Origin of the sequence: Limosilactobacillus rudii (assembly GCF_014145455.1) — a bacterium.
Lineage (GTDB): Bacteria > Bacillota > Bacilli > Lactobacillales > Lactobacillaceae > Limosilactobacillus > Limosilactobacillus rudii.
Genome location: NZ_JACIVB010000057.1, coordinates 64,588 through 79,166, shown reverse-complemented (window position 1 = coordinate 79,166; position 14,579 = coordinate 64,588). Strand labels below are relative to the sequence as shown.

At 38.5% G+C, this 14,579-nt stretch carries 12 protein-coding genes; 2 read left to right on the top strand and 10 right to left on the bottom strand.

From position 1 onward, the window contains the following. Window positions 1-39: 39 nt before the first annotated feature. Window positions 40-1,722 carry an MFS transporter gene (locus tag H5S39_RS07735; RefSeq protein ID WP_182596529.1) on the top strand — a complete coding sequence of 561 codons (1,683 nt, stop codon included), beginning with the start codon at window positions 40-42 and terminating at the stop codon, window positions 1,720-1,722. Between the two features lie 39 nt (window positions 1,723-1,761). On the opposite strand, the gene H5S39_RS07730 is transcribed toward H5S39_RS07735, so the two are convergent. Beyond that, the gene (locus H5S39_RS07730) at window positions 1,762-2,298 is read right to left on the bottom strand and encodes a TetR/AcrR family transcriptional regulator (RefSeq protein ID WP_182596530.1); all 537 of its coding nucleotides are present in this window, start codon (window positions 2,296-2,298) and stop codon (window positions 1,762-1,764) included. A 184-nt stretch (window positions 2,299-2,482) separates the two neighbouring features. Here H5S39_RS07730 and H5S39_RS07725 point away from each other — a divergent pair, with 184 nt between their 5' ends. Beyond that, window positions 2,483-4,255: a DHA2 family efflux MFS transporter permease subunit gene (locus H5S39_RS07725; protein WP_182596531.1), complete on the top strand. Its 1,773-nt coding sequence runs from the start codon at window positions 2,483-2,485 to the stop codon at window positions 4,253-4,255. Between the two features lie 555 nt (window positions 4,256-4,810). On the opposite strand, the gene rlmD is transcribed toward H5S39_RS07725, so the two are convergent. From rlmD to ligA, 9 genes are all read right to left on the bottom strand, one after another. Then, window positions 4,811-6,181: a 23S rRNA (uracil(1939)-C(5))-methyltransferase RlmD gene (gene rlmD, locus H5S39_RS07720; protein ID WP_182596532.1), complete on the bottom strand. Its 1,371-nt coding sequence runs from the start codon at window positions 6,179-6,181 to the stop codon at window positions 4,811-4,813. 87 nt (window positions 6,182-6,268) lie between these two features. Continuing rightward, window positions 6,269-6,664, bottom strand: coding sequence for a type II toxin-antitoxin system death-on-curing family toxin (locus H5S39_RS07715; RefSeq protein ID WP_182596533.1), 396 nt, complete (start codon window positions 6,662-6,664; stop codon window positions 6,269-6,271). After that, window positions 6,661-6,906 (bottom strand): AbrB/MazE/SpoVT family DNA-binding domain-containing protein, encoded by a 246-nt coding sequence (locus H5S39_RS07710; protein ID WP_182596534.1) that lies wholly within the window; start codon window positions 6,904-6,906, stop codon window positions 6,661-6,663. Before H5S39_RS07710 ends, H5S39_RS07715 begins: the two co-directional genes overlap by 4 nt. A 102-nt stretch (window positions 6,907-7,008) precedes the next feature. Continuing rightward, a complete protein-coding gene (locus H5S39_RS07705; RefSeq protein WP_182596535.1) occupies window positions 7,009-8,022 on the bottom strand; it encodes a diacylglycerol kinase in 1,014 nt (337 codons plus the stop codon). Window positions 8,023-8,031: 9 nt separating this feature from the next. Then, the gene (gene gatB / locus H5S39_RS07700) at window positions 8,032-9,456 is read right to left on the bottom strand and encodes an Asp-tRNA(Asn)/Glu-tRNA(Gln) amidotransferase subunit GatB (protein WP_182596536.1); all 1,425 of its coding nucleotides are present in this window, start codon (window positions 9,454-9,456) and stop codon (window positions 8,032-8,034) included. A 1-nt stretch (window position 9,457) separates the two neighbouring features. Continuing rightward, window positions 9,458-10,930, bottom strand: a complete 1,473-nt coding sequence (gene gatA, locus H5S39_RS07695; RefSeq protein WP_182596537.1) for an Asp-tRNA(Asn)/Glu-tRNA(Gln) amidotransferase subunit GatA — start codon at window positions 10,928-10,930, stop codon at window positions 9,458-9,460. Beyond that, entirely contained in the window at window positions 10,930-11,247 is a 318-nt protein-coding gene (gene gatC / locus H5S39_RS07690; RefSeq protein ID WP_153930166.1) for an Asp-tRNA(Asn)/Glu-tRNA(Gln) amidotransferase subunit GatC, read from the bottom strand. Before gatC ends, gatA begins: the two co-directional genes overlap by 1 nt. A gap of 153 nt (window positions 11,248-11,400) precedes the next feature. Next, complete coding sequence (locus tag H5S39_RS07685; protein ID WP_182596538.1) at window positions 11,401-12,516, bottom strand: CamS family sex pheromone protein; 1,116 nt, start codon at window positions 12,514-12,516, stop codon at window positions 11,401-11,403. 3 nt (window positions 12,517-12,519) lie between these two features. After that, the gene (ligA, locus tag H5S39_RS07680) at window positions 12,520-14,562 is read right to left on the bottom strand and encodes an NAD-dependent DNA ligase LigA (protein ID WP_182596539.1); all 2,043 of its coding nucleotides are present in this window, start codon (window positions 14,560-14,562) and stop codon (window positions 12,520-12,522) included. Window positions 14,563-14,579: the final 17 nt, after the last annotated feature.

The window sequence follows — 14,579 nt, the reverse complement described above, 5'->3', positions numbered from 1 at the left end:
TTATATTAACAACATTAATATAAATTAGGACGTGATTTCATGAAAAGTAAAAATACTCTTATCATTTGTGCAATGTCAATCGGTATCTTCTTATGTATGCTCGACACAACCGTGATGAATGTTGCGTTACCAGCTATTCAATCTAGTCTGAATGCTCAGCTAAATAGTTTATCCTGGGCACTAAATATTTATACAATCCTATTTGCTTCATTAACCATCCCACTCGGTAAAATTGCAGAACGTTTTGGAATAAACAGAACTTATATTATCGGCTTAGTAGTATTTATCTGTGGCTCTACTATTTCAGCTTCTGCTCATAATCTAAATATACTAATTATCGGACGAGCGTTGCAAAGTATCGGTGCAGCCCTTGTATTTCCATTATCCATGACAATTGGTATCAGTATTGTAGATATTAGCGCAAGAAAAAAAGTAATTGCTATTTTAGGAATTACTCAGGGATTAGCAGCAGCATTAGGTCCAACAATTGGTGGTTGTTTAACTCAATTTCTTTCTTGGCGCTGGATCTTTATCATCAACATTCCTCTAAGTATTATTTCTGTGATCATCTGTCTACTTACTCTAGAATTACATGAAACTACTCAAAAAGAATCCATTGATTTTCTTGGATCATTCTTGAGTATGGTTACTCTTTTTTGCTTCACACTAAGTTTAGTTCAAGGAAGAGTATGGGGATGGCATAGTTCAATAATCCTTTCTTTACTTACTATTTCAGGGATTAGTTTACTTGTCTTTATCGTTTGTGAACATAGATCAACCCACCCAATGGTTCCCTTAATACTTTTTCATAACCGTGAATTCACCGGTTCTGCTATTGCAATCCTCTTAAGTAATCTTTTTCTTGTCGCTGTAACAGTTGTTTTACCAACCTACTTTGTAAAAATTCAAGGAAAAACAGAACTAACAGCGGCATTATTGATTACTCCAATTACTGGGATGATTTTTATTTTCTCTCCATTAGCAGCCTTTATCATTGATAAACTTGGCGCCCGAATGGTTATTGCTACTGGTTTTATATTGATGACAATTAGCTTTATACTTCTTGCCACAATTAACATGGAAAATTTAATATTAGTTATTATCACTTGTTTAATTCTGGGAACCGGATACGGAATTATTGCTGGTCCAATTACTGTTCTGGCTGCTTCAAATTTTAAGGGTTCACTATTAAATGCATCCCAAAGCGTGGCCGGGGTTCTTCGTCAGATTGGAATTTCATTAGCAATCGCTATCTACGTTACTGGACTATATGGTAATTTGGTTATCGCTAAAAATAATTCGACCCACTACATTAAAGAAGAAGTTGCAACGTTAAATATTCCTCAATCTAAGAAGAACACCGTAATTCAAAAAGCTATTAATTCACTATCTGGTAACTCTACTAGTACTCCTAAAACTCACTTTAGCCAAGCGGAAAGGGAAAGCATTATTCAAGAAAATTATAATAAGGTATTAACGAAACAACCAACTTCAATTTCTGAGGTGGCTAAACAACAAATTTATATTCAAGTTAAATCAAAAGTAAATTTGAAGCTTAAAGCAATAAATAAAAATATTAATGCTACAATCACAAAAATAAAAAGCTTTTCCATTAACGAATATGGTAAAGCCTTTACGAAACTATATAGTTATTCAATTATTTTTGTTCTACTTTCAATTTTTACTTGTTTGCTTTTTCCGCGAAAAGTAAAGAATAATTAAATTGTATTTTTGTACCTTAGAAGGAAAAGATACAGTTAACTAATCCTCAAAATCTTTCTTAACCATTTGGCGTAGTTCATCAAATGTTAATTCGTCTGGAAACTGTAGCCATTGAGCATAAACATTCCAAAGCCCGCCTAAACGAAGCAGGGCACTATATTTTAACTGTCTATTATCAAGCAACTTAGTTTTAAATAAATATTGGTGATTATGATGGAACTCAACAAAGTAATCAGGAAAAATCTGATTAAACTTATTAAGTACTACCGCTGATAAATCTGCATTAACTATAATTGACAGACGCTCATTATAGCGTTGCCAAAACATAAATAACAAATCAACTAGCTCAGCAATACTACTTGGAGCTGCCTGTTGAGCATACGCAATCCAGTCATCCATGATTTTATTTAAATATTGATTTAACAAAGCCGATTTATCAGAAAATGCCCGGTAAAAAGTTTTTCTTGAACATCCAGCCTGCTCTACTATATCAACTACCGTAATTTCTTCATATGATTTTTGCTCTAATAGGTGAAAAAAACTGTCAATAATTTTAAGCCGTGTTTGTTGTGACATTCGATTGCCCATCCGTTACTATCCTTTCGTTTGACACACTTTCAATATAAATGTAGCAATAGTTAAGAATGCGCTGATGCTATTGCCAATTCAATTAAATCAAAGTATATTAAGTTTACGGCTAATGTCACACGTGTGTCAATAATAAAGGCTGTCTAATGACATGTCATTGAAAGGAGAAAAAATGTCACAGACGAGGAAAATTATTGGCTTTATTGGATTAATATTAGCTATGTTTATGGGGGCACTTGATGCAACAATTGTAAACATTGCTTTACCCGATATCATGAAAGATTTAGGTACTAATTTAACAAACACAAGTTGGGTTGCTACCATTTATGTTTTAGCAATGGCTTCTTTCATCATAACAGCTGCTAAGTTAGCGGATATTCTTGGAAGAAAGAAAGTTATGTTACTTGGTATTATTTTATTTGGTGGTTTTTCATTTGCTTGTATGACAGCTAAAACGCTAAATTTACTAATTATTTATCGCTTCTTTCAAGGAATTGGTGGGGCGATCCTAACACCAATCGTTTTACCAATGGGAATAGAGTTATTTGGTAAAGCAAATACTAGTAAAATTACCGCATTTATGGGTGCATTTAGTGCGTTGGCAGCAGCAGGAGGCCCTGCCATTGGTGGCTTTATAATTAATTATTCAAACTATCACTGGATTTTTGGTATTAATGTTCCGATTGCCGTTATTGCATTTATTATGGTCTTGTTGGGAACTGGAGAATCCTATGATACATCGATTGAAAAATCAGTTGATTGGTTTGGTGTAGTGCTGCTAACAGTCTTTTTGGGGTCACTATGCTTCGGACTATTAGAAGGCCATGAATATGGCTGGGCGTCTAAGACAATAGTAATCAGTTTTGTTACTAGTGGTATTACTCTAGTTTTATTATTGTTAACTGAACTTAAGGTAAAGTCACCAATCATTAACTTAGAATTATTTAGAGAAAAGACTTTTACTTCTTCATGTATTATTTATATGGTATTTGGTTTTGCAATTATTGGACCTTCACTTATCTTAAATTACTTTTTGCAGAACGTTAAAAACTATTCAGCACTTCATTCCGCATATTTAATTATTCCAGCTTCCCTAGCCATTTCAGTGGGTATGCCATTAGCTACAAAAATGTATAAAGTAGTCAGTTCTAGATTATTAGTCGGCATTGGTTTAATAGTCACTTCGGGTGGCTTAGCTATGTTAGGGTTATTAAAGACAAGTACTAGTTCATCAATTATTGTTTGTTGTAATATTATTATTGGACTTGGACTTGGTTTTACGGCAATTGCTATGACTTCTTCAGTTAAGTTTTTGCCCGTTGATAAAACTGGAATCGGCTCAGGAGTAGTTAATGCTGCACGATATATTGGTCAAGCATTGGGAATGGCATTATTAGTTACCATTTTAAATAATAGTGTAATTACTGCTAAAAATAATATTCGCACTGTTGCGTATAACCAGATTAACGAGCGTGTTCTTTCTCGTCATGTAAAAAAAGTAGCAAGGGAACAAATAGAAGCTATGTTTGATAATGATAGCAACAATAACACTCATACTAAACAACAGATAATGCAACGTAAAATTAAGCGCGCAGCTAAATTTACAAACGGTCTTCCTATTCCAAGGCAAGGAACATCCTATCGTAAACTTTATCTAGTAAATCAGAAACTCACAACAGGAACACAACAACTTGAGAATATCCCACAATTAAAAAATGCAGTTGCTAAAGTTAATGCTGGCCAATCTAAAATAGGTACAGGAATCAAACTATTAGCTCAACGTGAACAGCTAATCCAGGCTTTGAATAAAATTAAATCTGCTAAAAATTATCAGTTAGCTCATGCGTTCTCAAAGGTCTTTAACATAACTGCATTAATAACCCTCATTGCTTGCCCGCTTGCCAAATTTACAGACAAAGAATTAAGTAGCCCCAAAACCGATTAGTAAAACACAGTGGTCATTAAAGTATCGCATGGTTGTCATTGATAACCATGCTTTTGTTTTGCCTGAACATGGTTGAGTGTACAATTTTTCTTAATAAAGACTACTTAATAGGACAACATCTAGTTTTTGCTTTAGTAACTTAGTTCACTCAACTGCTATGCAAAAATTCAACTATTTTTACACAAGTATTTATCTCCATCGTGTCAGCCTTTATCCCCCTTATTAATCCCACTATACCAACATTTATCACCATTTCTAACATTTTAATTAACTCAACTCCCTAAAATAGACACTTGCATACTCAACCTGAAAATCCAGCATGCTGTCCACTCAACCCTACAGCACCAAATAGAAAAGTGTACCAATTCCAATCATTAACAAAGAAATTAGTACACTTTCAATCTATCGAGAATGCCGTCATACCGGCATTTATCACCTATTTATCTGTCCGTTCAAGCAAAGTAACGCTCTCAGCGGTTCGCTACTCTCCAATCACTCGTCGCTATGCTCCTCATTCTTGGGTGGCTATCGCATGGAGTATCCTCTCTTCGTCGCTTAGCTCCTTGACAGTACTGTGATACTCTCCACATGTGTCGTTTGTGGAAACTGGTCCACTGGTTGAATCGGTTTCGTCACATGGTATCCCTGTTCAGCAAATCGTTGAATATCACGAACTAAGGTAGCGGGATTGCAACTTACATAAATAACCTTCTTTGGTTTCATTTTCCCAGTCGCTTCAATTAAGGATTCGGCAAGACCTTTGCGTGGTGGGTCAACGATTACAACATCCGGCTTCAAGCCATCTTCTTGCCACTTGGCGAATTGCTCTTCCGCCTTACCAACGACAAAGTGAGCATTCTTGATACCATTCCGTTTAGCGTTATGCTTAGCATCATCAATCGCTGCGGGAACTATTTCAACCCCGTAGACCTGCTTAGCATGCTTAGCAGCGGCTAATGAGATCGTCCCAATTCCACAATAGGCATCAATAACTGTCTGGCTACCATCTAAGCCCGCATTATCAATGGCAGTTTGGTAAAGACGTTCAGTCTGTTGCGGATTAACTTGGTAGAACGATAATGGGGAAATAGCAAAATCAATGCCAAGTAATTGATCATGAATTTCATCGGCACCCCAGAGCGTTTTATTCTTGTCACCAAGCAAACGATTAGTCTTCTTATCATTGATATTCTGAACGATGCTCTTTACTTCTGGCACCTCAGCAATAATCCCGTCGACAATTTGCTTTTCCATCGGTAAACGTTTGGTGTTGGTAACCAAAACAACCATTACCTCATGACTGTAATAGCCCCGACGCACCATCACTGTCCGAATAGCACCTTTGCCAGTTCGCTCGTCGTACGGTGTTACATGGTACTTCCGTAATAAATCACGGACAACCACAATCGTCTTATCAATGACCGGATCTTGAATATAGAAGTTTTCAATTGGTACTAAGGTATGACTGCCACGTTTATAAAAACCAGTCTCTAATTGACCACGAACTGTCTTCACGGGAACTTGGGCCTTATTCCGATAATGGTAGGGCTTGTCCATCCCCATCGTTGGCAATACTTCAATTTCATCTAAGTGTGCTTTGGCTAATAATTCCTGAATTTGGTGCTGCTTAAACTTTAATTGAGCATCGTATTTGAGGTGACCAAGTGGCGCAATCCCCGTCTGGATATACTTCTTATCCTTGACATCAACCCGGTCCGGACTCTTCTTTTGCCAGGCCATCACCCGCCCCCAGGCAAAATGACTAGCTACTTTGGTAATCCTTACTGTGATCCCTTCTCCTGGCAATGCATTGGGAACAAAGACGGGAAAATCATCAATCTTCACGACCCCATTCCCCTCATAAGTCAGGTCAACTACTTTAGCAGGGTATTCTTCATTTTTATGTACTGGAATGTTTAATTTCAAAATTATTCCTCCATTATTTTCAACGTGACAAACTTTTACTATTATAGCAAAATAAACGGCTAACTTCTTCCTTAGGACGTTAACCGTTTATTTCTTTATACAACGTTTTTCTAAGAAGTGCGCAATCTTTAGCATTTCTTCTTCAGAGTCATCAACTAAAGTTATTTGAACAACGAACGCCTCACCTTCATCAGCATTCAAATGTAGTGCCCAACCATTCTTTTGTAAAAATAATAATAGACATAAATAGGCTGTTCTCTTATTGCCATCAATAAAAACATGTTTTTTAGTTATTTTTTGGACAATATAAGCTGCTTTTAGCCAAAGCGATGGATACAACTCATGCTTAAATACCGTCATCTGTGGTTGTTCAACTATCACTGATAAGCCCTCAGGATACTGAATTCCCCTAAACGTTTGACCTGTTCGTACTAATACCTGCCGATTCACCATTATAATTTCTGCTTTTGTTAGGTAATTCATTTATCCTTTAACCGTTCCATCAGTTCTTTATTCTCATCAAATAATTGATTGATCATTGCTAGTGTCTCATCATCAACCTGCTCTTTTTTCTTAAAAGTTATCGTTTTTCCATCAGGTGATATTGTTTTCTCATATTCATCTCCTGGGTTAGCATGCATTTTTTCTTTATCACGTTTAGTCAATCGCAAGCCGAAAGAGTTCCCAGTTTTAAAAAATTTTGAATTATTATTTAATTCCTGCATATCATCACCTCGTAATTACATTATATCATATCGTAATTACCTCAATACTTATTACAACAAAATAAACGGCCAACTTCCTCTTCCAGAAGCTGACCGTTCTATTTACTTATTTTCTTGGTCCTTAATGTCATCAATGCCATCCATAAAGTCTTTTTCGACCCGCTTAAAATCAGCAGAAGTTGTAATTGCATCTTCAGGAATTTCATCCAAGTTAGCAATTACTTCTAAGTGCTGCTTTAAGTTATGGAATTTCATTGGCGCATCGCCACCATATTCACCATCAAGGTTAACCATTAAACGGTCTTCCTTGTTTAATGGAATAACCTCAATGTCAGTCGCTTTCGCATAGATAATCCGCGGATCATCAAGGTGCTTTCCTTGAAGCGCCTTTGCCATTAAACTCAGCATATCAATGACATTACTCTTCTTCACAATAATCATGGTAAACTTTCCATCATCAAGTGAAGCGTCCGGGACAATCTGTTCAAACCCACCGACAGAATTAGTCAGGGCAATCATAAACATCGTTGCATTTCCCCGATACTCTTTTCCATCATACTTAATCAGCATTTCAATCGGCTTAATTCGTGGGATTAATTCTGCACCCTTAGCAAAATAAGCAGCATAGCCAAACAGCGACTTCATTTGTGAAGGAACCTCATAGGTCACTTCTGTCATCGTTCCACCAGCAGCGATATTCATAAAGTAATTTTCACCCGCACGGCCGATATCAATCTTAAATTTTTTATTCTTCTTCAAAATCAACTTAGCTGCTGCAATCGGATCATCACGCGGGATCCGCAAGGCACGGGCATAGTCATTAGTTGTCCCAGCAGGAATGATCGCCAAGGCTGGACGCTTTTCTAAGCCGGCAATTCCATTGACAACTTCATTAAGGGTTCCATCCCCACCAGCAGCAATAATTAAATCAAAGCCATCTTTTGCTGCTCGAGTTGCTTCATTCTTAGCTGAATTTGGTGCTGGTGTCGTTGCAAAAGCACTTGTCTCATAACCTGCTTTTTCGTAAATGGCTAAAATATCAACAAGATCACTCCGCAATGTCTCTCGACCAGATGTAGGATTATAAATTATCCGCGCACGTTTTCGCACGGTCATTCCTCCCAACTATTTTGCCTTTAATGACTTCATCAACAATTGAGTAACAACTTGTGGGTTGGCCTTACCACGAGTTTGTTTCATAATTTGGCCCATCAAGTAACCAACAGCCCGATCTTTACCATTCTTAAAGTCTTCAATTGACTGTTCATTGTTTGCAAGCACATCATCCACAATTGGTTGCAATTGAGCAGGATCTGATAATTGAACAAGACCGTGTTCCTTGGCATAAGCATTTGGTTCTTCACCGTTTAAGATACCCTTGAAGACTTTCTTTGCCATCTTTGAAGAAATTGTCCCATCTTCAATTAACTTAACCATTCCGGCAAGGTTTGCTGGGGTCAACTTAGTATCTTGCAAATCAACCTGCTTATCATTCAAGTATGAATTAACATCGTTCATCAAGTAGTTGGCAACCCGCTTCGGTTCACCGCCGTCTTTAACTGCTTCTTCAAAGAAGTCGGACATTTCCTTAGTCTGAGTAAGAACCATTGCGTCATAATCAGACAAGCCAAGATCCTTAACATAGTGTTCACGACGTTCACCAGGCATTTCCGGCATTTCGCTTTCAATCTGGCTAATCCATTCATCACTAACATTTACAGGTGGCAAATCCGGTTCTGGGAAGTAACGGTAGTCGTCGGCTCCTTCCTTTGACCGCATTGAAATTGTGGTTCCAGTAGGTTCATCGTAACGACGAGTTTCCTGGGCAATTGTCCCACCTGACATCAAGACATTTTGATGACGCTTTTCTTCATATGCTAAAGCTTTTCGAACATAGTTAAAGGAGTTAATGTTCTTCATTTCAGTCTTGGTACCAAACTTGTCAGAACCAATTGGTCGGATTGAGATATTGGTGTCCACCCGCATGGAACCTTCTTCCATCTTAACGTCTGAAATACCAGTAAACTGGATTCGTTGACGTAATGCTTCCAAGTAAGCAACCGCTTCTTCAGGAGAAGCAATATCTGGTTTAGAAACAATTTCAATTAATGGGGTGCCTTGCCGGTTCAAGTCAACATAAGAAAATTTGCTAGTATGGGTGTTCTTACCAGCATCTTCTTCAATATGCATTTCCTTGATCCCGATTTTTTTCTTTTTACCGTTTACTTCAATTTCAATCCAGCCATCATGAGCAATTGGTGTCTCAGATTGGGTGATTTGGTAGGCTTTCGGATTATCCGGATAGAAGTAGTTTTTACGGTCAAAATGCATATGATGGGCAATTTGCGCGTGGAGAGCTAGGCCGGCCATAATTCCATCACGAACTACACCCTTATTTAAGCTTGGCAATACACCTGGGTATCCCCAATCAATCACATTGGTGTTAGCGTTAGGCTGGTCACCGTATTCAACGGGGGATGGACTGTAAATCTTAGAATTAGTTTTTAGTTCAACGTGGACTTCTAGTCCGATTGTTGTTTGAAAGTTCATCTTAGTTTTGACCTCCTAACTTTGGTGCCTTTTTGTGGAAATCAGTAGTCTGTTCAAAAACATAGCCAGTATTGTAAATTGTTTGTTCATCAAAGGCTTTTCCAATAATTTGTAAGCCAACTGGCATTCCATTTTTAGCAGAGAATCCTGCGGGAACAGACATTGCTGGTAAACCGGCCATATTAACAGGAACTGTCAAGACATCGTTCATGTACATCTTCTTAGGGTCATCAATTTCTGCACCAATCTTGAAGGCGGTAGTAGCCCCCGTAGCACCGACAATGACATCATGATCCTTGAATACCTCTTCAAAGTCTTGCGCAATTAAGCGCCGAACTTTAGCTGCCTTGTTAAAGTAAGCATCGTAAAAACCAGCAGAAAGAGAGAAGGTTCCTAGCATAATCCGCCGCTTTACTTCTTCACCAAAGCCCTCAGAACGTGAACGAACATAAACATCTTCCAAATTCTTTACATCGTCTGCACGGAACCCATAACGAATACCGTCATAACGTTGTAAGTTTGATGAAGCTTCAGATGATGCCAAAATATAGTAAGCTGGAACCCCATACTTTGTGTGTGGCAAACTAACTTCATCAACGATTGCTCCTAACGATTCAAGGTGCGCTAACGCAGCCTTGATAACATCGTGAACATCTTCTGCTAAACCATCAAAGTATTCTTTAGGAACAGCAATCCGTAAACCTTTAACGGTGGTATTTTCGTTTAATTGAGCAGCCCAATCTGGCACTTCTTTAAGTGAGGAAGTCATATCGTGTTCATCATTGCCACTAATCAAGGCTGTTAATAATGCATTATCCTTAACATTTTGGGTCAACCAACCAACTTGGTCAAAACTAGATCCAAAGGCAATAATTCCCCAACGCGATACACGACCATACGTTGGTTTCATCCCAACCACACCGTTAAATGAGGCTGGCATCCGAATTGAACCACCAGTATCGGTTCCTAGTGCACCAAGAACATCTCCTGCAGCAACCGCAGCCGCAGAACCACCAGAAGATCCACCCGGAACCCGCGTAAGATCCCATGGGTTATGAGTGGTAAAGAATGCTGAATTTTCAGTGGATGAACCCATCGCAAATTCATCAAGGTTGGTCTTACCAACATTGATGTAACCAGCATTATTTAATTTTTCGACAACCGTTGCATCATAAACCGGATTGAAGTTTTCAAGCATTTTAGAAGCAGCAGTCGTTGTCAAACCCTTTGTCAAAATGTTGTCCTTAACTGCAAGCGGTACCCCTGCCATTAATTGATCAGCTGCAATTCCTTGAGCATCAATTTCAGTAGCCCGTTTTAATGCTTCATCCTCATTTAAGGTAATAAATGCCTTTACTTGATCTTCATTTTCCTTAATGTGATCAAAGGTTTCTTTTGCTAATTCTGTTGCACTAATTTTCTTATTTACCAAGTCATCGTGCAATTGACTCAAGCTTGTTTGGTAAAAGTCCATTATTCGCCATCCTCACTTTCGTCAATAATTGCCGGAACCTTAATGTAACCACCATCAGTCTCGGGAGCATTTTTAAGTAAGGCTTCTTGTTCTTCCTTTGAACTCTTAACTGCCTTATCTTCACGCATAACATTTACCCGATCGGTTGCTGATGTCATTGGTTCAACTCCATCAGTATCAACCGCTTCGAGGTCCTCAAACATATCGATAATGTTTCCTAGTTGAGTGGTAAACTTACCTAGCTCATCTTTGGGAAATTCAAGCTTAGCAAGTTCAGCAACGTGTTCTACTTGTTGCTCAGTGATTTTACTGGCCATTCTCTCTACCTCTTTTCCAGTAATTTAAATCTACATATACATTTAACAATTTTAGCACAGAATAGGCTCTTATTTCATCATTGGAAGGAAATAAAAAGGAGCTAACCTCTTCGCTTTTCATAACGAATTGACTCTTGGCTCCCTTTATAAATATTAATATGAATTAAAAATATGCGACTGGAAATTATCAGAACCAGCATTACGGTATACAACTGCCTGAATTTCTGAGTCCGACTGAATCTTGATATCAATTGGAATCCCATTAGGCAAGTATTTCTTAGCCGCCCGTGTAATATACTGCGTGAAACTCGTAATCTCAGTTTGGCTATAGAACTGGGTAGTAACCGTAATATGCATCCCAGATAATGTCCCATTTTCATATTGTGCCTGAGCAGTAACTCCACTTAAGTTAGGGAAGAAACTCTGAATTTGACTCTTGAAATTAGAGAAACTATCATCATCGGTCTGGTCAGTACTATTAGTCGTTGATGCACTAGCCTTTGGAAGGACAACATTCTTATAATCAAGCTTCTTCCAACCACTAATCTTATCACCATTATTCTTACTATAAGCAAAGAAGGTTCCACCAACAAGACTATCATCTGGAGCCTGCTTATACAGGGCAATAACGATTGGAACATTGCCAACTCCCGGCTTCTTTCTAACCCGTTGCAGTACTTTTTGAGCAGCAATCTCACCCTGCTCACGAAGCTCGCTATCGCTAATCTTTTTTGTTAGTGTGGGCCCACCAGTCTTCTTTTGATAATTATATTCTGAATTTAGGCCAATACCAATTGTAATTCCCCGTAATTTCATTGAATTACCGCTCTCTTGCATGTAATCTTGTTCTTCTAGTTGCTGAACATAGATAGGATTAGGATTACTCTTCTTTCCTTGGGCCGGATTAAGCCCTTCAGGATTACTCTTGGTTTTACGGCCAAGCCAATTTTCAACCGTACCACTACTTAAATACTGTCCTTCTTGAAAAATATAGCTTTTGGTTGAAAATACTTTCTTTGAAACCTGCGTTAATCCCGTTTCAAAACTTTTAAGGTTATATTGATTGTCATTTTGAGCAACGTTTACCCCACGCGCTTTACTAGTTCGATAACGACCATTTTTGATGACCCCTTGATAAGAGCCATTTCCTGAACCGGTCGTTGAATAGTTTTTAGAAGATGACTTACCACCGAAACCACATGATGCAAGCAATACAGTACACATCAGAACTGCGGCACTAACGGCTATTTTCTTTACCTTTCGCTTCACGATTTATTGTTCCTCCTTCATTGCAGCACTGAATTGCTGTTCATCCCAGACCTCAATTCCTAAATCTTGAGCTTTTGTGAGTTTGCTACCAGCATCAGTCCCAGCAATGACAATATCTGTTTTCTTTGAGACACTTCCTGTTACTTTAGCGCCATGATCTTCTAGCCACGTCTTTGCCTCACCGTGGGTCATTGCGGTTAATTTACCGGTTAAAACCACCCGTCGATCATTCCACTCACTCTGTGGATTAGCATTTATCCGCGAACCAAGATAAGCAAAGTTTAACCCAGCATCTCGTAACTCGTCAATTAATTCAACTACTTGAGCATTAGAAAAATACGTGATAATACTTTCACCGATTGTTGGTCCGATCCCGTCAATTGCTGAGATTTCCTCCGCAGTAGCTTGCGTTAATGAATCAAGATTGCCAAAATGCTCCATAATTATTCGCGCTGCTTTAGCACCAACATGACGAATTCCAAGACCAAACAATAAGCGCTCGACAGAATTATTACGACTATTATCAATCGATGTCAATAGGTTAGTAGCTGATTTTTCCGCAAATTTATCTAAAGTTAATAATTGGTCATAAGTTAATCGATATAGGCCAGCAACATCATGAATTAATTTTTTATCCCATAATTGTTCAATGATTTTAGGACCAAGGCCATCAATATTCATTGCATTACGCGAAGCAAAGTGAGCCAACCCTTCCTTAATTTGAGCTGGGCACATTGGATTAATACAACGGAGAGCAACTTCTCCATCAAGATGAACTAACTTTGAACCACAAACGGGACAGCTAGTTGGTATCACATATTCAACCGCATTCTTAGGACGTTTTTTTAAGTCCACTTTAGATATTTCTGGAATAATGTCTCCCGCCTTATGCAGGTAAACGGTATCGCCAATCCGAATATCCTTTTCACGTAAATAATCAGGATTATGTAGGGAAGCACGACTAACCGTGGTTCCGGCTAACTGAACTGGATCCATGACCGCGGTCGGTGTTACATTACCTGTCCGCCCAACTGTCCATTCAATGTCACGAACAACCGTTGCCTGCTCTTCAGGTGGAAACTTATAGGCAATTTCCCATCGAGGGACCTTTACCGTATTTCCCAGTGCAACCTCAGTATCCAAATCATTAACTTTTTCTACAATACCATCAATGCCATAGGTAAGGCGGTCTCGTTGTGCAGTAAACTCGTCAATATACTGCTCAATCTCCTCACGACTACTAACAACCCGATTATTAGGGTTAACGTTGAATCCTAATTGGCGCATCCGTTCAAGGGCTTCTGCTTGTGTCGTTACACCTAACTTCTGATATTCAGGAACGTAATACATAAAAGTATCAAGCTCACGTTGCGCAGTTACCTTGGGATCTAGTTGGCGCAAACTACCCGCCGCTGCATTTCGCGGATTAGCAAATACAGGCTGTCCTTCTGCTTCACGCTTTGCATTCAACTTAGCAAATGCTTCTTTAGGCATGTAACATTCACCACGAAATTCAATTGATAATGGTTCAGGTAATTCTGCTGGTACTGACTTAATTGTCTTAACATTAGCCGTAACATCTTCACCAATTGTCCCATTACCACGGGTCGACCCCTGAACTAACTTACCATTTTCATAGACCAATGATAATGATAATCCATCAATTTTCAATTCAAGGTTATATTCTGGCTTAACCTTAACATCCCGATTTTCTTGCTGGCGTTGGTTAAACTCCATTAATTCTTCAATCGAAAAAACATCCCCCATTGACAACATCGGAATTTCATGACGAACTTTGGTCAATTGACTCTCCACAGCTCCTCCGACACGTTGCGTTGGTGAATCGGCTGTCTTTAACTCTGGAAATTGATCTTCTAATTCAACTAATCGTTGGTAAGCACGATCATATACATAATCTTCAACCGTTGGATTATCTTGTTCATAATATTCTTTTCCCCACTTAATTAGCTTTTCACGCAAAGGTTTAATTTCGCTTTTTGCTTGGGAAAGAGATAGTTCTTTTACTGGCGCTTGCTTTTCACTCATCTCTATTACGCCTCATT

Coding starts and splice junctions, on each gene's coding strand:
- H5S39_RS07730 (WP_182596530.1), bottom strand. CDS start 2,298: ATGTCACAACAAACACGGCTTAAAATTATTGACAGTTTTTTTCACCTA.
- H5S39_RS07735 (WP_182596529.1), top strand. CDS start 40: ATGAAAAGTAAAAATACTCTTATCATTTGTGCAATGTCAATCGGTATC.
- H5S39_RS07705 (WP_182596535.1), bottom strand. CDS start 8,022: ATGACCGTGCGAAAACGTGCGCGGATAATTTATAATCCTACATCTGGT.
- H5S39_RS07725 (WP_182596531.1), top strand. CDS start 2,483: ATGTCACAGACGAGGAAAATTATTGGCTTTATTGGATTAATATTAGCT.
- H5S39_RS07710 (WP_182596534.1), bottom strand. CDS start 6,906: ATGCAGGAATTAAATAATAATTCAAAATTTTTTAAAACTGGGAACTCT.
- H5S39_RS07715 (WP_182596533.1), bottom strand. CDS start 6,664: ATGAATTACCTAACAAAAGCAGAAATTATAATGGTGAATCGGCAGGTA.
- ligA (WP_182596539.1), bottom strand. CDS start 14,562: ATGAGTGAAAAGCAAGCGCCAGTAAAAGAACTATCTCTTTCCCAAGCA.
- gatB (WP_182596536.1), bottom strand. CDS start 9,456: ATGAACTTTCAAACAACAATCGGACTAGAAGTCCACGTTGAACTAAAA.
- gatC (WP_153930166.1), bottom strand. CDS start 11,247: ATGGCCAGTAAAATCACTGAGCAACAAGTAGAACACGTTGCTGAACTT.
- gatA (WP_182596537.1), bottom strand. CDS start 10,930: ATGGACTTTTACCAAACAAGCTTGAGTCAATTGCACGATGACTTGGTA.